16 protein-coding genes are annotated in these 22,415 nt (G+C 62.9%); 7 read left to right on the top strand and 9 right to left on the bottom strand.

Annotation, left to right across the window (positions count from 1 at the left end; genetic code table 11):
- Positions 1 to 12 precede the first annotated feature (12 nt).
- Genes BLQ74_RS21015 through BLQ74_RS21005 form a run of 3 tightly spaced genes read right to left on the bottom strand, consistent with a single transcriptional unit; the run spans position 13 to position 5,756 of the window.
- Complete coding sequence (locus BLQ74_RS21015; RefSeq protein ID WP_090265935.1) at positions 13 to 1,449, bottom strand: efflux transporter outer membrane subunit; 1,437 nt, start codon at positions 1,447 to 1,449, stop codon at positions 13 to 15.
- 5 nt (positions 1,450 to 1,454) lie between these two features.
- Positions 1,455 to 4,586, bottom strand: a complete 3,132-nt coding sequence (locus BLQ74_RS21010) for an efflux RND transporter permease subunit (protein ID WP_090265933.1) — start codon at positions 4,584 to 4,586, stop codon at positions 1,455 to 1,457.
- 27 nt (positions 4,587 to 4,613) lie between these two features.
- Positions 4,614 to 5,756, bottom strand: coding sequence for a MexC family multidrug efflux RND transporter periplasmic adaptor subunit (locus BLQ74_RS21005; RefSeq protein WP_090265931.1), 1,143 nt, complete (start codon positions 5,754 to 5,756; stop codon positions 4,614 to 4,616).
- A 167-nt stretch (positions 5,757 to 5,923) separates the two neighbouring features.
- On the opposite strand from BLQ74_RS21005, the gene BLQ74_RS21000 reads away from it, so the two are divergent.
- Positions 5,924 to 6,490 carry a TetR/AcrR family transcriptional regulator gene (locus BLQ74_RS21000; protein ID WP_090265929.1) on the top strand — a complete coding sequence of 189 codons (567 nt, stop codon included), beginning with the start codon at positions 5,924 to 5,926 and terminating at the stop codon, positions 6,488 to 6,490.
- Positions 6,491 to 6,511: 21 nt separating this feature from the next.
- Here BLQ74_RS21000 and BLQ74_RS20995 read toward each other — a convergent pair whose 3' ends face one another.
- Entirely contained in the window at positions 6,512 to 7,294 is a 783-nt protein-coding gene (locus BLQ74_RS20995) for an SDR family NAD(P)-dependent oxidoreductase (RefSeq protein WP_090265927.1), read from the bottom strand.
- Between the two features lie 169 nt (positions 7,295 to 7,463).
- Positions 7,464 to 9,575: a 3-hydroxyacyl-CoA dehydrogenase NAD-binding domain-containing protein gene (locus BLQ74_RS20990; RefSeq protein WP_090265924.1), complete on the bottom strand. Its 2,112-nt coding sequence runs from the start codon at positions 9,573 to 9,575 to the stop codon at positions 7,464 to 7,466.
- Positions 9,576 to 10,422: 847 nt separating this feature from the next.
- On the opposite strand from BLQ74_RS20990, the gene BLQ74_RS20980 reads away from it, so the two are divergent.
- A complete protein-coding gene (locus BLQ74_RS20980) occupies positions 10,423 to 11,565 on the top strand; it encodes an extracellular solute-binding protein (protein WP_090265917.1) in 1,143 nt (380 codons plus the stop codon).
- Between the two features lie 187 nt (positions 11,566 to 11,752).
- On the opposite strand, the gene BLQ74_RS20975 is transcribed toward BLQ74_RS20980, so the two are convergent.
- Positions 11,753 to 12,001, bottom strand: a complete 249-nt coding sequence (locus BLQ74_RS20975; protein WP_090265915.1) for a helix-turn-helix domain-containing protein — start codon at positions 11,999 to 12,001, stop codon at positions 11,753 to 11,755.
- 233 nt (positions 12,002 to 12,234) lie between these two features.
- Between BLQ74_RS20975 and BLQ74_RS27160 the strand changes: the two genes are divergently transcribed.
- Complete coding sequence (locus BLQ74_RS27160; protein ID WP_139199094.1) at positions 12,235 to 12,798, top strand: hypothetical protein; 564 nt, start codon at positions 12,235 to 12,237, stop codon at positions 12,796 to 12,798.
- A 69-nt stretch (positions 12,799 to 12,867) separates the two neighbouring features.
- A complete protein-coding gene (locus tag BLQ74_RS20970) occupies positions 12,868 to 13,341 on the top strand; it encodes a hypothetical protein (protein ID WP_090265913.1) in 474 nt (157 codons plus the stop codon).
- A gap of 327 nt (positions 13,342 to 13,668) precedes the next feature.
- Here the strand turns inward: BLQ74_RS20970 and BLQ74_RS20965 are convergent, their stop codons facing one another.
- The 3 genes from BLQ74_RS20965 to BLQ74_RS20955 all read right to left on the bottom strand — a co-directional run bounded on the left by BLQ74_RS20965 (position 13,669) and on the right by BLQ74_RS20955 (position 17,207).
- Positions 13,669 to 14,529 carry a LysR family transcriptional regulator gene (locus BLQ74_RS20965; protein ID WP_090265910.1) on the bottom strand — a complete coding sequence of 287 codons (861 nt, stop codon included), beginning with the start codon at positions 14,527 to 14,529 and terminating at the stop codon, positions 13,669 to 13,671.
- A gap of 97 nt (positions 14,530 to 14,626) precedes the next feature.
- The gene (cfa, locus tag BLQ74_RS20960; protein WP_090265908.1) at positions 14,627 to 15,784 is read right to left on the bottom strand and encodes a cyclopropane fatty acyl phospholipid synthase; all 1,158 of its coding nucleotides are present in this window, start codon (positions 15,782 to 15,784) and stop codon (positions 14,627 to 14,629) included.
- A gap of 34 nt (positions 15,785 to 15,818) precedes the next feature.
- Positions 15,819 to 17,207 carry a nitronate monooxygenase gene (locus BLQ74_RS20955; protein ID WP_052355355.1) on the bottom strand — a complete coding sequence of 463 codons (1,389 nt, stop codon included), beginning with the start codon at positions 17,205 to 17,207 and terminating at the stop codon, positions 15,819 to 15,821.
- A gap of 375 nt (positions 17,208 to 17,582) precedes the next feature.
- On the opposite strand from BLQ74_RS20955, the gene ccoN reads away from it, so the two are divergent.
- The 3 genes from ccoN (at position 17,583) to BLQ74_RS20940 (ending at position 22,399) form a co-directional block, all read left to right on the top strand.
- On the top strand, positions 17,583 to 19,019 hold the full coding sequence (gene ccoN / locus BLQ74_RS20950) for a cytochrome-c oxidase, cbb3-type subunit I (RefSeq protein WP_043254344.1): 1,437 nt from the start codon (positions 17,583 to 17,585) through the stop codon (positions 19,017 to 19,019).
- A gap of 10 nt (positions 19,020 to 19,029) precedes the next feature.
- Complete coding sequence (locus BLQ74_RS20945) at positions 19,030 to 19,245, top strand: hypothetical protein (protein WP_090266025.1); 216 nt, start codon at positions 19,030 to 19,032, stop codon at positions 19,243 to 19,245.
- 505 nt (positions 19,246 to 19,750) lie between these two features.
- Positions 19,751 to 22,399 (top strand): nitrate/nitrite transporter, encoded by a 2,649-nt coding sequence (locus tag BLQ74_RS20940; protein ID WP_090265905.1) that lies wholly within the window; start codon positions 19,751 to 19,753, stop codon positions 22,397 to 22,399.
- The last annotated feature ends 16 nt before the right edge of the window (positions 22,400 to 22,415 follow it).

The raw sequence follows: 22,415 nt of genomic DNA, 5'->3' as shown, positions 1-22,415 counted from the left end.
GTAATTTGCAATTCAGCGAGCTGCCTGCTGCAGTGCTGACGAAGTGGTATCTGCCTTCTGCCAACCACCGCCCAGCGCGCGGAACAGGTCGACCAGAGCGATCTGCCGCTGAGTGCTGGTCTCGATGTACGCCGCCTCGTTGACGAAGCTGCTGCGCTGCGCGTCTAGGTAGCGCAGGTGACTGTCGACGCCGCCCTCGTAACGCGCTTTGGCCAACTTCAGCGCCTCGCCACTGGTATCGGCCAGAGCCCGGCGGGCAACTTCTTCGCGGCGCAAGGTATCGCTAGCGGCAAGAGCATCCGCCACTTCGCGGAACGCGGTCTGGATGCTGCCCTCGTACGCTGCCACGGCCGAGTCCTTGCGGACTTCGGCCAGGTCCAGGGAGGCCTGGTTGCGCCCTGCATCGAACAGCGGCAGCGAAAGGCTCGGCACGAAGCTCCAGGAGCGCGAGCCGCCATCGAACAGACCGGACAACTCGGCGCTGGAAGTACCGAAGGTGCCGGTCAGACTGATTCGCGGGAAGAACGCCGCACGAGCCGCGCCTATGTCGGCATTGCGTGCCTGTAGCAAATGCTCGGCGGCGAGGATGTCTGGCCGACGTTCGATCAGCTCCGAACTGGTGCCCGGGGCAACGTCCTGCAGCAACATGAGCTTAGCCTGTGGCGTCTGTGGAATCTGCTTCGCCGCATCCTTGGTCCCAAGCAGCAGGACCAGCGCGTTGAACGCTTGCTGCTTCTGTCGCAGGTTGCTCTCCTGTTCGGCGCGCGACTGCTCAACCAGCCCCAGTGCTTCCTGGTAATCCAGCGCGGTTGCCGCGCCAGCCGTACGCCGCTTACCGATCAGTGCCAGCGAGTCCTCCCGACTCGCCAGCGTCTGCTGCGTCAACGCCAAGCGTCGTTGGGCACTGTCGTAACTCAGGTAGGCCTGGCTGACTTCGGCCACCAGCGCCAGCCGCGCTCCACGCGCGCTCTCCTCAGAAGCGAGGAATTGCTGCAGCGCCGAATCACTTAGGCTCTTCACTCGGCCGAACAGGTCCAGCTCATATTCCGGCAGCGCAAGGCCGACCTGGTAGTTGCTGGAAACCGCCGAGCCATTGGTGGATAGATCGGCCGGCAGGCGCTGGCGATTACCCGTGGCGCTGCCGTCCAACCCGGGCACGCGATCGGCGCGCTGTATGCGATACAGCGCGCGGGCCTGTTCGACGTCGAGCAGGGTCTGGCGCAACGGGCGATTGTTCTCAAGGGCAGTACCCGCCAGCCGGCGCAAGTCGGGATCGACAATGAAGCTCTGCCAATCCAGTTCATTCACCGTGCGGCAACATTGCGCGGCACCTATCTTCCAGTTAGCCGGCACTGGCGCTTCGGGCCGCTCGTAAGTCGGGGCCAAGGAGCAGCCGCCCAGCGCTACGGCCAGTAGAAGGGTGGGAATGGCGAAGAGTTGAGTACGCATGCAGATCACTCCTGGGGCAGCGCCGGTTGTTCCACGGGGGCGGGCTTACGCCGCAGCAGCGACAACACCCAGACGAAGCAGACGGGCACGAAGACCACGCCAAGCAAGGTGGCGCTGAGCATCCCGCCTATGACGCCGGTACCGATTGCGCGCTGGCTGGCCGCGCCGGCGCCGGTAGCGATCGCCAGGGGCACAACACCAAGGATGAAGGCCACAGAAGTCATCACGATTGGGCGGAATCGCAGGCGCGCGGCCTCGACGGCGGCCTCGCGCAGGCCGTAGCCCTTTTCCCAGAGTTCCTTGGCGAACTCGACGATGAGGATGGCGTTCTTCGCCGCGAGGCCAATGATGGTGATCAGGCCGACCTTGAAGTAAACGTCGTTGGGCAGGCCGACCACAATCACGGCCAGCACCGCACCCAACGCGCCGATGGGCACAATCAGCATTACGGTCAGCGGGATCGCCCAGCTCTCGTAGAGGGCCACGAGCAAGAGGAACACCACCAGGATGGCCAGGGCGAACAGTTGCGCCGCCTGGCCACTGGCGACCTTCTCCTGGTACGACAGGCCGGTCCATTCGTAGCTGATACCGGCCGGCAGCTGCGATGCCAGACGCTCCATCTCGGCCATGGCTTCGCCCGTGCTCGTGCCATACATGGCATCGCCGGAGATGCGGATCGACGGGTAGCCGTTGTAGCGCACCAGCTGCATCGGCCCCTCCTCCCAACGGGTGCTGACGAAGGCGCTGAGCGGCACCAGCTCGCCGCTGACGTTGGGCACGTACAGCTGCAGCACACTTTCCGGCGTCATCCGCGCGCCCTGCTCCGCCTGCACCACGACACGCTGCTGGCGGCCGGCGTTGGTGAAGTCGTTGATCACCGCCGAGCCGAAAGCCGTAGACAGCGCGCTGCTGATCGACTCGAAGCTCACGCCTAGGGTGCGTGCCTTGTCGCGGTCGATTTCCAGGCGCAGCTGCGGCGCCTCGGCCAACCCCTCCATCACCGCGTAGAGGATCTTCGGGTTGTGGCTGGCCTGTTCCAGCAACTGGTCGCGGGCGGCCAGCAGGGCTTTGCGGCCGAGACCGGCGCGGTCCTGCAGGCGCAGGGCGAAACCACCGGAATTGCCTAGGCCGTCGATGGGCGGCGGCGACACCGCCATGATTGCGCCGTCGTCGAGCGCGGCGAAGTGCGCGTTGATCGCAGTCGCTTCCGCCTCGGCGGATTGCTCCTTGCCGCGCACGGACCAGTCCTTCAGGGTCGGGAAAGCCAGCGCGGCGTTCTCTCCCATGCCGGAGAAGCTGAAACCCATCACCAGGAAGGACGAGTCGACTGCCTTGCGCGACTGCAGGAAGCGCTCCAGCTCCTGGCCGGTCGCGTTGGTGCGCTCCCGGGTGGCGCCTGGCGGCAGCTGGATGTCCACGATGGTGTAGCCGAGGTCTTCCGCCGGGACAAAGGCTTCCGGAACGCGCAGATAGGTGTAGCCGAGCAGCGCCAGCACACCGGCATAGACCAGCATCACGCGCCCGGAGCGTTGCACCAGCCCGCTGTTCAGCCAGCTATAGCGCTGCGTGAGGCTAGCGAAGGCGCGGTTGAAGGCGCCGAAGAAGCCGCGTTTCTCATGGTGCCCGTGGGCAATCGGCTTAAGCAGAGTGGCGCACAACGCCGGGGTGAAGGTCAGGGCGAGGAAGCCGGAGAACAGGATCGACACCGCCAGCGACAGCGAGAATTGCTTGTAGATGACGCCGACCGAGCCGGCCATGAAGGCCAGAGGCAGGAACACCGCCGAGAGCACCAGGGTGATGCCGATGATGGCGCCGGACACCTGCCCCATCGCCTTGACCGTGGCCGCCGCCGGCGACAGCCCCTCCTCTGCCATGATCCGCTCGACGTTCTCCACCACCACGATGGCATCGTCCACCAGGATGCCGATGGCCAGCACCATGCCGAACATGGTCATCATGTTCACCGAGAAGCCCAGCAGGTACATCACCGTCAGAGTGCCGAGCAGGCACACCGGCACCACGATCGCCGGGATCAGCGTGTAGCGCACGTTCTGCAGGAACAGGAACATCACCATGAACACCAACACCATGGCCTCGGCCAGGGTGTGCAGCACCTTCTCGATGGCGACGTCGACGAAGCGGGAAGTGTCGTAGGGAACGGAATACTCCACATCGCTCGGGAAGTTCGCCGACAGCTCGTCCAGACGATGCTTCACCGCCTCGGCGGTCTGGATGGCGTTGGCGCCCGGTGACAGCTGCACTGCACCAGCCACCGCCGGCTTGCCGTTCAGCCGCGAGGAGAAGTTGTAGCTCTCGCTGCCGACTTCCACGCGCGCAACGTCCGCGAGGCGCACCACCGAACCATCACCATTGGCACGCAGGACAATGCGGCCGAACTCCTCCGGGTCATCCAGCGAGCCCTTCACCGCCAGGGTCGCGGTTAGCTCCTGCTGGGCGCTGCCGGGCGAGCTGCCGAAACTGCCGGCCGGCACCTGCACGTTCTGGCCGCGAATCGCGTTGCTCACGTCATCGATAGACAGTCCGAAGCCCACCAGCTTCTGCGGGTCGATCCAGACCCGCATGGCCGCTTCGGAGGAGAAGAACTGCAGCTTGCCGACACCGGGAACACGACGCAGCTCATTGTTGATGTTGCGTGCGGCGTAGTCACCGAGCAGCGTGGTGTCGTCGTGCTTCGCGCCGTCCTTGTAGCTGAGCGCGTAGATCAGCAAGAAGCCGGCGCTGGTCTGCTCGACCTCCATGCCTTGGGTGAGCACGGCTTGCGGCATGCGTGCCTCGGCCTTCTTCAGGCGATTTTGTACGTCGACCTGAGCCAACTGCGGATCGGTGCCGGGCTGGAAGGTGACAACCACCTCGGCGATGCCGTTGGAGTTGCTGGTCGACTCGAAATACAGGAGACCCTTGGCACCGTTGAGCGACTCCTCAACCACGCTGGTGACCGAATCCACCAGCACCTTTGCAGAGGCGCCGGGATAGGTCGCAGTAATGGTGATCTGCGGCGGTGCGACGTTGGGGTACTGCGCGACTGGCAGCAGCGGAATGACCAGCAGGCCGGCCAGGGAAATGAACAGCGCCACGACCCAGGCAAAATTCGGGCGCTTGATGAAGAACTCGGACATTGAAGATTCCTCGCGGCGAAACCGGCGCTACTGGCGCGACGCCTGTTGCTCAGGGTGCGACACGACCAGGGCGCCAGGCTGCAAGCCGGCCAGGCCTCCGACGACAACGCGGTCGCCCGCCTTCAACCCTTCACTGATCTGCCAGCGCGAGTCCTGCATCACGCCGGTCTTCACCGGGCGCAGTTCGACGCGCTCGCCCTCGCCCACAACCAGCACGCCCGCACTGCCATCGCTGGCTCGCTGCACGGCACGTTGCGGGACCAGGATGGCTTGGCTATCGGTGCCCTGCGGCGCCCGAACGCGCACGTACATGCCAGGCAGCAACACACCGTCGGGATTGGCAAACTTGCCGCGCAGGGCGACCTGGCCAGTGCCGCGATCCACCGACACGTCGGTGAACTGCAGAGAGCCCTGTCGTTCGTACTGGGTGCCCTCGACGCGGATCGTCAGCGCATTGCGATCGCCGGCCGACAGCCCACCCTGGCTGAGCGTTTCACGCAGGCGCAAGGCGTCGGCTACAGGCTGGGTGAAGTCGGCATAGATCGGATCGAGTTGCTGGATGCGCGCCATCAGCGTGGCCTCGCCCTGACCGACCAGCGCACCTTCGGTGACCTGCGCACGACCGATACGCCCGGAAATCGGAGCGGTGACCGAGGCATAGCCCAGGTTCAAGCGGGCGGTTTCCAGGTCGGCCTCGGCCGAACGGGTAGCGGCCTGCGCACTGCGCATGTCGGCCGTGGCGCTGTCGAAGTCCTGCTGGCTGACCGCCTCGATCTTCACCAGCGGCGCATAGCGCTTCACCCGAGCCTGGGCTTCGTACAGCGCGGCCTGGGCACGCGCCAGTTCACCCTCGGCGCGGGACACGGCAGCCTTGAGCGGTGCCGGGTCGATCTGGAACAACAGCTCGCCCGCCTTGACGTCGGCGCCTTCCTCGAAGCGCTTCTTCAGCACGATACCGGCGACCCGCGCGCGCACTTCGGCGACCCGCATGGGCTCGATCCGCCCGGGCAATTCCGCGGTGAGCACCAGCGGCTCGGCGATCACCGTCACCACGCCCACCGGGCGCGGCACCTCGGCCGACGCCTGTTGCGCCTCTTCAGGGCCACAGCCCACCAACCCCAAGGCCGCTACCACGACGCCGACCCACCCCATTGCACGCACACTGCCCATGATTCACCCGGACCTTGATTAAAAACGGCGCAGATGATTTCACCAAAAACCATATGAGTCAATTTTGTCTCATATGAATTATTTTTTGCTTTTCTGCGTCTTCCCCTTTCGATGAGCCTGGGATTTCTGCAAAATGCGCCCAGCCCAAACCGACCCGAGGTCCGCCGATGACCCTGACTGCGCATGACGAACGATTGATCAAGGCACTGGCCGTGGCCATCGTCGAACGCCCGCGCGCGACCCTGAAGGAGCTCGCCGAAGCGGCCGGTGTCAGTAAAGCCACGCTGCACCGCTTCTGCGGCACCCGCGACAACCTCGTGGAAATGCTGCAAAGCCATGGCGAAACGGTCCTCAAGCAAGTCATCGACACCTGCGACCTGCAGCGCTCCGAGCCGCTGGACGCCCTGCGCCGGCTCATCGGCGAGCACCTCACCCACCGTGAACTGCTGGCATTCCTGATGTTCCAGTACAGCCCCGACTTCCTCTCGCCCGACGCCGACGGCTCCCGTTGGCAGTCCTACATCGACGCCCTGGATGCCTTCTTCCTGCGCGGCCAGCAAAACGGAGTGTTCCGCATCGACATCACAGCGGCCGTCTTCACTGAGCTGTTCATCACACTGATCTACGGGATGGTCGATGCTGAGCGGCGCGGACGTGCAGCCAGCTCCGGCTCAGCCAGCGTGCTGGAGCAGATGTTCCTGCATGGCGCGGCCAGCCCGGCTGGTGCCGTCTAGCCGCCCCCCTGAATCATCGACTCACAAGCTGCTCAGCAGATGGCCGCCATCGGTCGCCAGGATGCTGCCGGTCATGAATGAGCCAGCATTACTGGCCAGCAGGAGGAAGGGCCCATCCAGCTCGCTCAGCTCCCCGAGCCGGCGCATGGGTACCAACTGGCGGATGTAATCGTTGCCCTTTTCGCTGTCGAAGAATTCCTCGTTCATCTCGGTTCGGAAGTAACCAGGAGCTATGGCATTCACTCGAATCCCGAATCGTGCCAGTTCTAGCGCCAGCGATTTGGTCAGTTGCACTACCCCCGCCTTGGCAGCGCAGTAGTGGCTGTAGCCAGTCCCGACACGCAGACCGAGGATCGAGGCGACATTGACGATGCTGCCGCCCCGCCCCGCCTTGACTAATCGCTGTGCGGCGACCTGGGCAACGCGCCACACGCCGTCGAGGTTGGTCGAAAGCATCGCGCGCCAGTCTTCTTCGCTGATCTCCAGCGGCCGCTGTCCATTGCCAATCCCGGCATTGTTAAGAACGACATCGATCACGCCGAAATGCGCTTCGGCCGCATCGAAGACGGCCTCAACGCTGGCACGACTGGTGACGTCCATGGCAACAGGCAAGGACTTTCCTCCCTCCCACTCGATATCCAGCGCCAGTTGCTCCAACCTGCTGACCCGTCGAGCTGCAAGTACCACTTGAGCGCCAGAGCGCGCGGCGAGCCTGGCCAGGTGCGCGCCAATGCCGCTAGACGCACCGGTAATCAGAACTGTTCGACCGGCAAGGGAAAAACGCTGGGTGACTATCTCGTTCATCGACATCTCTCGGAGGAAAAATGACCGGCGGCCAAGGACGCTTCAACGACGTCCCCACGACCGGGGCCCTGGCTTTGCAAATAGGTTCCCTTTCACTTCGGGAGATCACCTGGACGAGGGATGCGTGGTCCCTATCACCGCCCGGCTCTCCCGAAGCGCAAGGGAATGCTCAGAATCGCTCGATGTGCGTCTTGCCGGCGGCGACCAGGCGCTCCAGCAGCGGCGCAGGCTTGAACCACATCTCGCCATAGGCGCCCAGTTCGCTGCGATAGCGCTGGATGCCAGCAAGCACGCTCGCCAACCCAATCTGTTCGGCGTAATGCATCGGTCCGCCGAGAAGAGCGGGGAAGCCGTAGCCGTTGATCCAGACCAGATCGATATCGCTGGCACGCAGGGCGATGCCCTCATCGAGCAACTGAATACCTTCGTTGATCAGCATGAAGAGGCAGCGATCATGAATTTCCTGATCGTCGATGGCGCGACGCGAAATACCCAGTTCGCTGGACAGCCGCTCAGCCAGGGCAACCACCTCCGGATCCTCACGGCGGTCCCGGCCTTCATAGCGATAGAACCCACGTCCGCTTTTCTGGCCATAGCGCTGCAATGCATACAGCTCGTCGCCCATGCGGCAATAACTCTCGTCATGAACGCTGGCGGTGCGATTCGCCTGGCGAATCAGATAGAGCACGTCGACACCGGCGAGATCCTGCATGCTGAAAATACCCATGTTCAGGCCTACGCCAGTCAGCACCTGGTCCACCTGCGCCGGCGTGGCCCCTTCCAGCAACAGGCGGTGTGCCTCGCGCGAATACGGCTCGAGCATGCGGTTGCCGATGAAACCGAAGCAAACCCCGGAAACCACCGCGAGCTTGCCAATACGCTTGGCGATCTGCATGGTCGTGGCCAGCACGTCAGGCGCAGTAGCCTTACCACGCACCACCTCGAGCAGACGCATGACGTTGGCCGGACTGAAGAAATGTAGGCCGATCACGTCTTGCGGCCGTGAAATGGACATAGCAATGGCATCGACGTCCAGGGACGACGTGTTGGTCGCCAGGATGGCGCCGGGCTTGCACACCTGATCCAAGGTCTGGAATACCTGCTGCTTGATCTCCATTTTCTCGAACACGGCCTCGATCACCAGATCGGCGTCGGCCAGGTCCGCGTAATCAAGGGTCCCGTACAGCAATTCCATGCGTGCTTCGACCTGCGCGGTAGTCAGCTTGCCGCGCTTGACGCTGATCTCGTAGTTGTTGCGAATCTGTGTCAGCCCTCGATCCAGCGCCGCGCTCTGCTGCTCCAGCAGCGCCACCGGGATACCGGCGTTCACGAAATTCATGGCGATACCGCCGCCCATGGTGCCAGCACCTATCACCGCAACCTTGCGGATGCTGCGTAGCGGCAAGTCAGCGGGAATGTCTGGAATACGTCCGGCTTCTCGCTCGGCGAAGAACAGATGACGCAGAGCCTGCGATTGCGTGGAGGCTTCAGCCTGCTGGAATAGAGCCAACTCACGCGCCAGCCCCTCTTTCAAAGTCAGCAGGCAGGCGGCCTCCAACGCCGACGTCACCAGGCGCGGCGCCAGGCGTTTCTTCCAGAGTGGCTCCTGGCTCTCACGGAAGCGGGAAAAGAAATCTTCGGGAAGGTCCGAGGCCGGTTTTGGGCACTGCTCAGCCGGCCTAGCAGGAGCCGCTGCGCCAATCAGTTCCCGTCCGTAGGCTTGCGCCTCATCCAGCAGGCTCTCGGCGTTATCCGCCACACGGTCCAGGATTCCCAGTAGGCGCGCACGTTCGGCATCGACCTGTTCGCCGGAAAGGATCAGGTTAAGCGCCGACTCGGCGCCAATCAGCCGCGGCAAGCGTTGGGTACCGCCAGCACCGGGAATCAGCCCCAGATTGATTTCAGGCAATCCCAAGCGCGCTCCCGGCTCACCAATGCGATAACCGCAGGCCAGAGCCAGCTCCAGCCCTCCCCCCAATGCAAGCTTCCCAATAGCGGCTATGACCGGCTTGTCGATCTCGCTGATGCGCATCAGGGTGTCGGGCAAGCTCGGCTCGGCGAACGCAGCATCGGTACCGAACTCCGCGATATCCGCCCCTGCGCAGAACAACCCATGCACGCCATGCAGGATGATCGCCTTCACCTCGGTATCCGCAGCTGCGCGTTCGCAGGCGGAGAGGATGGCCACGCGCATGCGTTGGCTGAGGGCGTTGACGGGTGGCCGGCACAGGCCGATCAAGGCCATGCCGTCTTCGAGGCAGTAATGGATCAAGTCGCTCATGGAGAGGGTCCTTCTTGTTGTGTTATCCAGCTCACTCATCAGCAGTGTCCCCGCCTATGCGGGCGCTCTTGCTCAGCGGGATGGAAGCCGGTCTGGAAATACAGATGACACCTATCGGAACCGGCGCTTCAGAAGCGGCCGAATACCTGGCCAATGCTGACGATTGGATATCCCGCATGCGGTCGGGCAACGGCGAGCAGGATCGGAGACTTGATGGAGTGGACGACAACGGCGACCAAGGCGACGGCCAGACAGGCAAATAGGACCCGACGCATATGCAACCTCCGGCATTCGCAGGAATGCGGTTGGGTGCTCTCCCAAGGCACTACCAATTGCCCTCGGGTAAGCGGTAATCGCGCACTGAACCGACTTGGCCCAGGGATACCGGGGAGTTCGGTAAAACCAGTACGCATCAGAACCAATCAAAGCGGTCGCCACTCAGCCCGCCAACGTCATCCTGAGCGGTAGCCACGATCCCTTGGCGGCCTGAAGCAACTGATCGCGTAATTTATGATAACGACAGTTATCTTAATTCAGGAAATTCCTTGCAAGCAAGCTGTTAATGCGCCGTACGAAAGCGACGGACTGCAGCCCCCTCCAAGACAGAGGCCACCAGCACGAGCGTCGCAACCGATGCATCGAAGTACCTTCGTGCCCCTGCCTCGACTCAGACGCTACGCCCCGTTCTCCGGGCGCTGATTTGCACCTGCAGACCGAGGTGCTTCAGCAAGTCGTTGTGATTGCCCTGCTTCACCTTTTCCTCCCCCCTTTGCACGACTCTTCCACGTCATGTATTTTGCGTAACGATAGATATAACAATTAATAATGTCTGAAGGAGGCGGAAACGATGAGGGGAACTATCGAGTCACCGCTGCACGAGAGACCTGGAGACATCCCCAGTGAGAGGAAAACGCAGCGCAAGGGATACCACTGGCTGATCGGGACCTGCCTGGTAATTGCGGTAACGACGGTAGCCGCCGACGAGACCGTCAGGGTCTACAACTGGGCCAACTACATCGACCCGGAGGTGCTGCAGGGATTTGAAAGGGACACGGGTATTCACGTCGAATACAGCGAGTACCAGACAGCGATCGAGCTGGAAAAGACGCTGGCGTCTGGCCAACGTTTCGACGTGATAGTCCCCTCCGATTTTCAGCTCGACCAGATGATCGAAGCACAGCAGCTACTCGAGCTCGATCAGGAGCTACTGCCGAACCGATCGCAGGTCAGCAAGGAGTTGCTGGCCCGGATCACCGCTCGGAATCGGGCGGACCGCTATGTCACCCCGTACATGTGGGGGACCGTCGGCCTGCTCGTCAACGAGAGCCTGGCATCGCAAACGCTGCAGAGGCCCGTCGCGAACAGTTGGAGTGTCCTGTTCGACCCAGCTAGCGCCAGCAAGCTGAAGACCTGCGGCGCAACTCTGGGCAGCGTACCGGAACAAACCCTCTCCCTCTTCCTGAACTACAAGGGCCGAAGCCTGCAGAACCAGAGCGCCCGGGTCATTCAGAAAGCGGCGCTCGAGCTACATGCTCTAGATCTGCCGCTGTGGACAGACTCGCTATCGTCGCTCATATCCCAGCTGTCGGAAGGTAAAATCTGTGCGGCAATGACCTGGAATGGAATTGCCTCCATGGCCAACGCCAAGGGCAACTTGCGCTACAGCATTCCCCAGGAGGGGGCACTGGTTTTCATCGACAGCTTCGCCATTCCGCGTAATGCACCGAACCGCAAGGCGGCCTACCAGTTCATCAACTACATGCTCGCACCCGCGATAGCAGCGCGAAACGCAAAGGCCACGCACTTCACGCCCAGCCTTGACCTGGAGAACCCAAACAATCGCAAGCTGCTTCCGGACGTGGCGCCGCTGACATCGGACGAGAAACGCCGCCTGTTTTTACCCGAGCGATTCTCCGACGCCCAAAGGGAAGAAATTGGGAAAGCCTGGTCTCAGCTCGATGCGCGCAAGCATGAGCAACAAGGGAAGTGATATAGCGCAGACCAAGTGCAAATTCGCGCCCGTATGAAAGCTCAACGTTCGCGTTAGATCGATAGTTGCGATTGACCATGGTTCGTCTAACCAGGACGAACCATGGTCCTTTGCTCCGGTCGGCGCTCGAGCGGCAAAACACTGCGTGACTCGCCAGAGCTACCTCAACCCAGTGCGCTGGGTAACCTCAGCCCCTACGAAGCTCGGATTCGAACTCGGCTATTAGCTCGGGTAGATCGCAGCCCATTACCTTGCACAGATCCCGAATTTGGATGATGTCCAGCCGACGGACACCCCGCTCAACATCGCTCATAAAAGACTGCGGTCGGCCCAAGGCAGTCGAGCAAGTCTCCTGCGTAAGGCCCGCCTCTAGGCGGCGTCGCTTCAGGACAGCGAGGAAGACGCCGTACTCCTCCCGGTAAATCGCTTTCGTCATAGGGCCGGCCTTTGAGGGTCAGCCCAGCAACCTATATCTGATTTTCAAATATCTGATTTTCGGATATTTTACGTGGTAGCGCTTTGCCACAAGCACACGCCATGCAGGCGTCCTACCTGCTGCGCTTACGGGAAAGCCGATGTTGCCAATGGCGTTTGGACCCACTCAAACCAGCCGTTTCCAGCTGCATGAGCCCAGCCTTGGTAGGCGAATAAACCTAAAAGGAAGATAACGTGGCCAAATACTTTTATAGCAACTGCGTCATAACGGGCATTGGCAAACCACAGACCCCATTTCAAACAAATACAGTGACAGCAAGTGCGAAGATCAACGGAAGATCTGCCCCAAAGGTCATGTTCAGTTCAGAGATGTACAACTACTTCCAAGGTGCGGGCAATGGAAAAGAGCATCGCGTCTGGTTTGTAGTGGCGAAGAAGAAAGATCCGATAATGATCATTTCCGTACAGAATGAGGCTGGTGAGATTCACAAACCAAAGTCTCAAGCGAAAGATGGCCTCGGCGTGCTACTCGGCAGCATCCTAAACGCCTCAATTGCATGGGCCGCCACTTACTTTTTCTTGCCTGCTCTGGTCGGACATAGGAACCAAGACTCCGCATCTTTCTGGATTTGGATAATTACCGCCGTATTCTTTATTTTTCGAGGCGGAAAAGCCCTTGCCAAAATCTCCACTCCCGAAAACTGGCAGCAGGGAAACATAGACAACTTCACACAAGAAGTTGAGCCTCTATTTTCAAGTCCAAAGCGAAATTCGCCCGATAACTGGATGAACAGCTAGAGCCGAGCTTTTACTAAGAAAAAATCCAACCACAGGCAGTTATTGGTTGCAAAAACAAGGATGCAATAAGTGAGTCTGAAAAGAATTTACGCACTCAAGAGCCTTCTCATCACCGGCGCCGCATCGCTGCTTCTAACAGGTTGCGCAGGCGCTCCGCTGGGTCTCGATATGGGACAGAAGCCCATGGCAGGCGTTTGGAAAGGCGATTTCATCTGCCCGCAGCTGCAGATGAGCAAGCAGTCGATAACCATAACTCTGCAGGACGGCAATCTGCCGGGCGCCGTGAATGGTGTCGTTGAGAACCATTTGATCTACGCTGGCCAACCGCAGTACCTAAAGTACACCGTGGTAGGCTCGAACATCGGCGGTCACGTGGTACTCAAGCCGAAACAGCTGATCCAGCGTAGCCGAGAAGACTTCATGATGGGTCCTATCGAGGGCAACATGGCCGACGCCAATACGCTCCAGGCAGTGTCCTGCAAACGCCAGAATCAGTTCCCGATCAAGCGGGTCTCCAGTGCCGAGCAGAGCGCTCTGCGCTAATCGAATCTAACTGCTGAAGGGGCCCTCGTGGCCCCTTTGCTTTTTTGGCGGGTGGAGTCGCTGGCGTTGAGTTCCCCCGATGATCAGGAAGCGTTGGATAACAACGCCTCCTGGTCCGCCTCCGGTCAGAAGCAGGCCCTGCCGACAGGCAGCAATCGGCCAATAGCTGCCGATCAGTACCATGATTAGTCCTTAGCAACCGAATCCCAATCAACCTGGGACAGTCATCCGAAAAGGTTACTCAGGCTATTGCGAAGCATGGGGCCATGGGCGTCGGCGGCTCAACACCCACCCAACGAGGTGCAGCACGCATTGGCCCAATGGGCTCTATATCATCGGGTCCCAGCGCTGCGACCAGTCCGGATCCTCACGAACCAACTCTCGCAGCAACGCGAACGCCTGCTGCAATGCCACAGAATCGCGTTCGCGGGAGTAGACGAGGTAGGTTGGGTAGCTGAACTCAGGGGCACGCTGCACCCGCCGCAGGACGCCCTTGGCCAGGTAGCTCTGCACCACGCGCGTGCGGAAGTATCCCGAGCCGCCGTTCTCCAGGATGTACTGCAGGGCCAGTGGCCCGAGATTGAAGGAGACAGCGGCCTTGGCCTTGTCGGGCAAGGCGCTGTCGTGCCGCTGGCGGAAGCCCTCGCCCCAGTCGATGTAGACGTAGGGCTCGGCGGTCCTGGCGCGCACTAGGATCAGTTTCTCCTCCAGCAGCTGCTCCACCTGCATGCCGGGCCAGTAGTTCGGCTGGTAGACCAGCGCGGCGTCGAGCACGCCGAGTTCCAGCTGCCGCAGCAGGGTCTCGCCGCTGCCGATCTCGGCCTGCACCGCGTAGTCGACGATGGTCGTGCGGATGCGACTGACCCAGCGCAGCATCAGCGGGTTGCACAGGCTGACCTCGCCGCCGATATGCAGCACGTTGTGCAAGCCGTCGGGCAGCGGCAGGTCGCGCTGCGCCGCTTCCCAGGTCTGCAGCATCTGGTTGGCATAGAGGATGAACGCCTCGCCATCGGCGGTGAGGCGCGCGCCGGCGCGATTGCGTACAAACAGCTTGCAGTTGAGGTGGCCCTCCAGCTTCTGGATGCGCGCGGTAATAGCGGTCTGGGTGACGTGCAGGCGCTCGGCCGCGGCGACGAAGCTGCCATGACGGGCGATCTCCAGGAAGGTGCGGGTAAGGTCGATGTCCATAGGTCGGTGCGGGCCGGAAAGCGGAGGCGCAATTCTATACCAGCGTTGCGGATCGCCCGCCCGGAGCGAACTCTGGACGAGCGTCCGGCTACGCCGGTTAGCTCACCCGCCGGTAGCCGCCCGGCACGCCGCGCCGCGACATCACCCACTGCCAGAGCTGGATGTCCCGCGCCCGGAAGGCTCCGGCGCAGGACAGCAGGTAGTAGCGCCACATCCTCCGGAAACGCTCGCCCAACTCCTCTGCAAAACGCGGCCAGTGCGCCTCGAAGTTGGCGTACCAAGCCATCAGAGTGCGGTCGTAGTCGGCGCCGAAGTTGTGCAGGTCCTCGACCACCAGCAAACCATCGAGCGCATCGCCGATCTGACCGATGGAAGGCAGATCGCCGTTGGGGAAGATGTATTTGTCAATCCAGGGGTCCGGCACACTGCGCCGACGGTTCTTGCCAATGGTGTGCAGCAAGCAAAGCCCGTCGTCGTCCAGGCAACGGGCCAGCGTCTGCATGAAGGTGCGGTGGTTCTTGCGCCCGACGTGTTCGAACATGCCGATACTGACGATGCGCTCGAATCGTTCGTCGAGCTCGCGGTAGTCCTGCAGGCGGAACTCCAGCGGCAACCCGGCGTAGCGCTGGCGTGCCCATTCGCATTGCTCGCGGGAAATGGTCACGCCGACGCATTGCACGCCGTAGCGCTTGGCGGCGAACGCCATGAAGCTGCCCCAGCCGCAGCCGATGTCCAGCACGCGCATGCCTGGGCGCAGGTCGAGCTTGCGGCAGACCAGGTCGAGCTTGGCCTCCTGGGCCTCGGCCAGGTTGCTCGCGTCCTTCCAGTAGCCGCAGGTGTAGGTCATGCGTGGGTCGAGCATGTCTGCGTAGAAGTCGTTGCCCAAGTCGTAGTGGCGCTCGCCCACGGCCCAGGCGCGCCGCGCCGTCTGCCGGTTGAGCAGGTGCGCCTGCAGCGCATGGAAGAGCAGCGCCACCGGGCTGACCCGGTCGACCACCCCGGAGCGCAGCAGGCGGGCGAAGAATTCGTCGAGTTCCTCGCAGTCCCATTCGCCGTCCATGTAGGACTCGCCCAGACCGAGGTTGCCCTGGGCCAGTGCGCGTCGGATGGCGTCCGGACTATGCAGACGCATGTCCCAGGGATGTTGTGCGTCGAGGCCCAGACCGGCCTCTTCGAGCAGCGCCCGGGCGAAACGCTGGGCGCGATCGGGAGCAGCCTCGGTCGACGGGCTGGCGTTGGAAAGCTCGGAAGGCATGGTGTTTCCCTTGTCGTTTTCGAGTTCAGCGTGCTCAGACGGCGTCTTCGTCGCGGTGCAGGCGCAGGACCGCCCGCAGCTCCTTGCGTAGCCAGGCCTGGCGGATGTGCGGCAGGCGTTCGACGATCCGCCGGGCGACCCATCGCTGGCCTCGGGCGATGAAGCGCAGGCGTTCATGCAGATCGTCGATGGCCATGGCCCTCGCATGGAAGTCGCCGATCTCGCGGCTGGGCTCGGCGCCCAGTCGCTGCAGGCTGGCGCGCAGGAGCCGGCAGCTTTGCGCCTCACCGCGGTGCAGCTCGTCCAGGTGGCGCAGCAATTGCGGATCGTCGGTCTGCCGCGCGCTGTCGAGCATCAACCGGGCTCCGGCGCGTTCGGCGCACATCAGTTGTTGAAGCCAGTCAATCAGACCGGTCTCGTCCTCGGGAGCACCCTGCAGGCGGACCAGGCAGGCTTCGACCTCCTCCACCAGCTGCGCAACGCGTTGCGCGGCCGCGGGGATGTCGCGCAGCTGCGCGCAGGACTGCCCGGCGTAGATCGGCATGTCTTCCAGGCGGCCCTCGGCGTCACGCAGCGGCGAGTCGGTAGAGAATAGGTAGATGGGCCCGCCGTCCTGCTTGCCGATGACCGGCGTTTCGCGACGTGCGTGCAATTCGGCGTACTCGCCGTGGGTGACGGCGTTGGGCAGCACACGCACCGGCGCCGGCATCGGCCAGTTGCGGAAGAAGGCCTCGGTAAGCAGGGTCTCGTCGGCGGTTGCCTCCACCAGGCGCTGCTTGTGGTAGTCGTGGGCATAGGACTCGCGGGTAGCGAGAAAGGCCGAACCGCAGGCCACGCCCTGGGCGCCGAGGGCCAGCGCCGCCACCATCGCGGCGCCGCTGGCGATGCCGCCGCAGGCCACCACCGGGACTTCGCCGAGCGCTACCAGCTCCGGCACCAGGGCCAAGGTGGAAACCTCGCCCCATACGTGACCGCCGGCCTCGACGCCCTGGGCGATCAGCACGTCGACGCCGGCGCGCAGGGCAGCCTCGGCCTGGCTGCGCCGGCCGACCTGGTGCAAGACCAGCACGCCAGCCTCCTTCAGCCGCCGGACGAGCGCCGGCTGGACATCCCAGAACAGAGCCATGGCTGGAACTTGCAGTGCGAGGCAGGCCTCGACCTGCGCGGCAAGAAGCTCCGGCGGCGTGGCCGCGGGGATCAGGTTCACGGCGAACGGCCTTTCGCTGAGGGCACGGTACGCTTCCACTTCCCGGCGTATCAGCTCGACCGGTTCGCGCACCATGCCCAGGCAACCGAAGCCGCCGGCATTGCCAACCGCAGCGGCCAGCTCGTGGCGTGCCACCCCTCCCATGCCGGCGCAGATGATCGGCAAATCGCAACCAAGCAGGTCAACGAGGGGCGTATGCAGGGCAGGATGAGGCATGGCGGTACTCCGCAAGCCGCTGGGTAGAGCGGCGTCAGGGCAATACTAGCCGTGGCGGATAACTGAAATTAAATGAAATTTAATGGCATATTAGTGCAATAAAACAAATACCCCCCCCCTGACTCGCCCCTGCTGCGGTATACCCGGCGCCCGCCGCTGCCGCTGGGCCGCCACCGGCGCTCGGGCGGGATGAAAGGTCTTAATATCAAAATAAGTTTAGTCATCATTCATTATTATTAGTTTGTTGCATCTTTCGGGGCCCTGCAGACTGCTCGAGCTCCCCGGGCGGCGGCCATGGCCGGTCTTCCGCCACCGCTGCCGCCCCCTTCGGTAGCGGCAGGGAGCCGTCAGCCTTTCGCCGTACACGGAGCCCAGATGGACAGCGTGCATTCCCTCGACAGACAGGGCAGCTACAACTACGAGATCGTCCGCCGTTTCACCCTGACCACCCTGTTCTGGGGCATCCTCGGCATGAGCATGGGCGTGGTCATCGCCGCCCAGCTGGTCTGGCCCGAACTCAACCTGGGCCTACCCTGGACCAGCTTCGGGCGGATCCGCCCAGTGCATACCAACCTGGTGATCTTCGCCTTCGGCGGCAGCGCGCTGTTCGCCACCTCCTTCTACGTGGTCCAGCGCACCTGCCGGGTACGGGTGATCTCCGACGGCCTGGCCAACTTCGTGTTCTGGGGCTGGCAGGCGACCATCATCGCCATGCTGGCGAGCTATCCGCTGGGTATCACCACCTCGAAGGAATATGCCGAGATGGAGTGGCCGATCGCCCTCTGGGTCACCCTCGTATGGATCGTCTATGCCTACCTGTTCTTCGGCACCATCGCGCGCCGCACGGTGAAGCATATCTACGTCGGCAACTGGTTCTACGGCGCCTTCATCGTGGTCACCGGCATGGTCCACGTGGTCAACCACCTGGCGCGCCCGGTCAGCCTGCTGAAGTCGTACCCGATCTACTCCGGCGCCACCGACGCCATGGTGCAGTGGTGGTACGGCCACAGCGTGGTCGGTTTCATCCTCTCGGTGGGCTTCCTCGGGATGATGTACTACTACGTGCCCAAGCAGGCCGAACGGCCGATCTATTCCTATCGCCTGTCCATCGTGCACTTCTGGGCGATCATCACTCTGTACATCTGGGCCGGCCCGCACCACCTGCACTACACTGCCCTGCCCGACTGGGCGCAGTCCCTGGGCATGGTGATGTCGCTGGTGCTGCTGGCGCCCTCTTGGGGCGGCATGATCAACGGCATGATGACCCTCTCCGGCGCCTGGCATAAGCTGCGCACCGATCCGATCCTGCGCTTCCTGGTGGTGTCCCTGGCCTTCTATGGCATGTCCACCTTCGAAGGCCCGATGATGGCGATCAAGACCGTCAACTCGCTGTCGCACTACACGGACTGGACCATTGGCCACGTGCACGCCGGCGCCCTGGGCTGGGTCGCGATGATTTCCATCGGCGCGCTGTACCACATGATTCCCAAGCTTTACGGACGCGAGCAGATGCACAGCGTGGGCCTCATCAACGCGCACTTCTGGCTCGCCACCATCGGCACCGTGCTGTACATCGCCTCGATGTGGGTCAATGGCATCACCCAGGGCCTGATGTGGCGCGCGGTGAACGCCGACGGCACGCTCACCTATTCCTTCGTCGAGGCGCTACAGTCCAGTCATCCAGGCTACGTTGTGCGCCTGATTGGCGGCAGTTTGTTCGCCAGCGGCATGTTCCTGATGGCCGCTAATACCTGGCTCACCGTCCGCGCCGGCCGGCGTATAGACCAACTGCCCATTCCGGGCCGGGCCTGAGGTGATCGACATGCCACTCGCTCTCCTTGTCCTGACCGCCCTCGCGCTGGGACTGTACCTGCACATAGGCCGGAGCAGCGAGCGCGACCTCGAACAGGCCTCACTGCTGCCCTTCGCCGATGATCCCGAAGCCGCCGGGCGCATGAGCGCCGCCACCGGCCTGCAATGCGAACGCCTGGTCAACCCACTGGACGACAGCATCCCCGAACCAAGCCTGCTCGCCTGAGTTTTCCGTATCCAGGGATGGATACTCCCGCGTGCCCTTCGATGGCACTTTCCAGGGCCCTCCTTCATGTTCCGTGGGGAGGGCCCTTTTTTATGTAAGCACGAAGCATCGCCAATCGGCTTCAGAGGAGCCTTGGGCAGACTATCTGGGCTTCGATCGGGAGCTGGCCGCCGAGGCGGGCCATGCTCCCTGGCCATTTCCTTGAGCTATTTGCTCCATCGCAGTCATGCGCATCAACGCGGATTCCTACTGTCTACTTATCACTTGACGCTGCATCCAATCCGATGCTCCAACGCTGTCACCCCGCCCCGAGCGAGTCTCCCGTTTGGCACGTTCCAATCAGGCTGTCTACGCTAAGAACCTACGCCATACAGCTACACGACAATGAGAACAGCGTTTATCCGTGACTCGGCTTCGGGCAAACCTCTCAAGCGTATTAAGACTCGGATCAGGTAGAGCCTGCCCAGGCTGGTAAAGTAACTGAGACACTGAGGGATTCGTGTCCATGGCTGCAACCATCGCTGCTCGGGATCAGTATCGGGCCCTCGGCCTCTCGACACTGGCACTTACCCTCTGCTTCGCCGTCTGGACGCTGTTCTCGATCCTGGGTCTGCAGATCAAGGACGAGTTCAGCCTGTCCGACACCCAACTCGGCCTGCTGATGGCGACGCCGGTGCTCACCGGCTCCATCTCGCGGCTGTTCCTCGGCTTGTGGACCGACCGCTATGGCGGGCGCTGGGTGTTCGGCATCCTGATGCTCGCCTCGGCCCTGTGCGTCTACTTGCTGACCTTCGCCAACAGCTTCGCCCTGCTGCTGCTCGCAGCGCTCGGCGTGGGGCTGGCGGGAGGGGGATTCATCGTCGGCACCGCCTACACCGCCACCTGGTTCGAGCCCGGCCGCCAGGGCACGGCGCTGGGCATCTTCGGCGCCGGCAACGTCGGTGCCGGCCTGACCAACTTCACCGCACCCTTCCTGCTGCTGGCGCTTGGCTGGCGTGGTGCGGCGCTGGTGTACGCCTCGGTGCTCGGCGCCATGGGCGTGCTGTTCATCCTGCTGGCGAAGAGCGACCCGCAGAGCGCCACGCGCCAGGCCCGCCCGGTGCCGATGAAGGAGCAGTTGGCGCCGCTGGCGGAGCTGCGTGTGTGGCGCTTCTCGCTGTACTACTTCTTCGTCTTCGGCGCCTTCGTGGCCCTGGCACTGTGGCTGCCGCACTACCTGATGCAGGTGTTCGGCCTGAGCCTGGCCGGCGCCGGCATGGTCGCGGCGCTGTACACGGTGCCGGCGTCGCTGTTCCGCATCCTCGGCGGCTGGCTGTCCGACCGCTACGGCGCGCGCAAGGTGATGTACTGGACGCTGTCGATGTCGGTGCTGTGTACCTTCCTGCTGAGCTATCCACCTACTCGCTACATCGTCACCGGAGTGCGCGGCGAGCTGGAATTCACCATGAAGTTCGGTCTGCCGGCCTTCACCCTGGTGATCATGGTCCTGGGCTTCTTCATGTCCCTGGGCAAGGGCGCGGTGTTCAAGCACATCCCCACCTACTACCCGCAGCACGTAGGCGTGGTGGGCGGCCTGGTGGGCATGATCGGCGGCCTCGGCGGTTTCCTCCTGCCGCTGACCTTCGGCATGCTCAACGACGTGATCGGCATCTGGCAGAGCTGCTTCATGCTGCTGTTCCTGATCGCCGCCGGTGCGCTGGTGTGGATGCACTACTCGATCCGCATGGCCGAACGCGTGGAATGGGCCGCGCGGCATGAAGCCCGCGACCTGCCGGAACTGGCCACGCCCAGCGGCTTGGTGCTGCAGGACTGGTATCCGGAAGACCCGGCGTTCTGGGCGGACAAGGGCAAGCGCATCGCCGCCCGCAACCTGTGGATCTCTATTCCCAACCTGCTGCTGGCGTTCTCCATCTGGATGGTCTGGTCGGTGGTGGTGGCCAAGTTGCCGCTGGCCGGCTTCAGCTATACGGCCAACCAGCTGTTCTGGCTGGCCGCCCTGCCCGGTCTGTCTGGCGCGACCCTTCGCATCTTCTACAGCTTCATGGTGCCGATCTTCGGCGGCCGGCGCTGGACGGCGCTTTCCACCGCCTCGCTGCTGCTGCCTGCGCTATGGATCGGCTTCGCCGTGCAGAACCCGCAGACGCCCTACCTGGTGATGCTGATCCTGGCCCTGCTGTGCGGCCTGGGTGGCGGCAACTTCTCGTCGAGCATGGCCAATATCTCGTTCTTCTATCCCAAGCAGGCCAAGGGCGGCGCCATGGGCCTGAATGCCGGGCTGGGCAACCTCGGCGTCAGCGTCATGCAGTTCCTCGTGCCGCTGGCGATCACCACCTCGGTGTTCGGCAGCCTGGGCGGCGAACCCCAGAGCACCGCCAGCGGCACGCCGCTGTGGCTACAGAACGCCGGCTTCATCTGGGTGCCGTTCATTGCCATCGCCGCAATCGCCGCCTGGTTCGGGATGAACGATATCGCCAGCGCCAAGTCGTCGTTCCGCGACCAGATGGCGATCTTCAAGCGCAAGCACACCTGGTTGATGAGCCTGCTCTACACCGGCACATTCGGCAGTTTCATCGGTTTCTCCGCAGGCTTCCCGCTGCTTGCCGGGCGTCTGTTCCCGTCGGTGGAAGTGCTCAAGTTCGCCTTTCTCGGGCCGCTGATCGGCGCCCTCAGCCGAGCCTTCTCCGGCGGCCTGGCCGACCGCTTCGGCGGCGCGCGGATCAGCCTCTGCGTGTTCGTGGCGATGGCCGCCTGCGTGTTCGGCGTGCTGTTCTTCATCGGCATCAAGGAGCAGCCAGGCGCCTTCTGGGGCTTCCTGGCCATGTTCCTGCTGCTGTTCTTCTTCTCCGGGGTGGGCAACGCCAGCACCACGCAGATGATCCCGGCGATCTTCCGCATCCAGACCCCGCGCCTGCATCCCGACCTGCCGGCGCCAGAACAGGCACTGCGCAGCGAGAAGGAGTCTGCCGCCGCCGTCGGCTTCATCTCCGCAGTGGCCGCCTATGGCGGCTTCTTCATTCCGAAATCGTTCGGCAGTTCCTTCGCCCTCACCGGCGGCCCCGAGTGGGCGCTCTACTGCTTCATCGCCTTCTACGCGCTGTGCATCGCGCTCACCTGGTTCTTCTACACCCGTGGTAACGCCGAGGTTCGCTGCTAGCAGTCGGCAGCTCCCT

Origin of the sequence: Pseudomonas panipatensis (assembly GCF_900099785.1) — a bacterium.
Lineage (GTDB): Bacteria > Pseudomonadota > Gammaproteobacteria > Pseudomonadales > Pseudomonadaceae > Pseudomonas > Pseudomonas panipatensis.
Note: the sequence above shows the minus strand (reverse complement) of the source record. Positions and strands in the feature narration are given on the sequence as shown.

Excerpts from the sequence above, each read along its gene's own strand:
- BLQ74_RS20955 (WP_052355355.1), bottom strand. The coding sequence starts at position 17,207 with ATGCCTCATCCTGCCCTGCATACGCCCCTCGTTGACCTGCTTGGTTGC.
- BLQ74_RS21010 (WP_090265933.1), bottom strand. The coding sequence starts at position 4,586 with ATGTCCGAGTTCTTCATCAAGCGCCCGAATTTTGCCTGGGTCGTGGCG.
- BLQ74_RS21015 (WP_090265935.1), bottom strand. The coding sequence starts at position 1,449 with ATGCGTACTCAACTCTTCGCCATTCCCACCCTTCTACTGGCCGTAGCG.
- BLQ74_RS20965 (WP_090265910.1), bottom strand. The coding sequence starts at position 14,529 with ATGGACATCGACCTTACCCGCACCTTCCTGGAGATCGCCCGTCATGGC.
- BLQ74_RS20980 (WP_090265917.1), top strand. The coding sequence starts at position 10,423 with ATGAGGGGAACTATCGAGTCACCGCTGCACGAGAGACCTGGAGACATC.
- BLQ74_RS21005 (WP_090265931.1), bottom strand. The coding sequence starts at position 5,756 with ATGGGCAGTGTGCGTGCAATGGGGTGGGTCGGCGTCGTGGTAGCGGCC.
- ccoN (WP_043254344.1), top strand. The coding sequence starts at position 17,583 with ATGGACAGCGTGCATTCCCTCGACAGACAGGGCAGCTACAACTACGAG.
- BLQ74_RS20995 (WP_090265927.1), bottom strand. The coding sequence starts at position 7,294 with ATGAACGAGATAGTCACCCAGCGTTTTTCCCTTGCCGGTCGAACAGTT.
- BLQ74_RS20990 (WP_090265924.1), bottom strand. The coding sequence starts at position 9,575 with ATGAGCGACTTGATCCATTACTGCCTCGAAGACGGCATGGCCTTGATC.
- BLQ74_RS20945 (WP_090266025.1), top strand. The coding sequence starts at position 19,030 with ATGCCACTCGCTCTCCTTGTCCTGACCGCCCTCGCGCTGGGACTGTAC.
- BLQ74_RS21000 (WP_090265929.1), top strand. The coding sequence starts at position 5,924 with ATGACCCTGACTGCGCATGACGAACGATTGATCAAGGCACTGGCCGTG.
- cfa (WP_090265908.1), bottom strand. The coding sequence starts at position 15,784 with ATGCCTTCCGAGCTTTCCAACGCCAGCCCGTCGACCGAGGCTGCTCCC.
- BLQ74_RS20940 (WP_090265905.1), top strand. The coding sequence starts at position 19,751 with ATGGCTGCAACCATCGCTGCTCGGGATCAGTATCGGGCCCTCGGCCTC.
- BLQ74_RS20975 (WP_090265915.1), bottom strand. The coding sequence starts at position 12,001 with ATGACGAAAGCGATTTACCGGGAGGAGTACGGCGTCTTCCTCGCTGTC.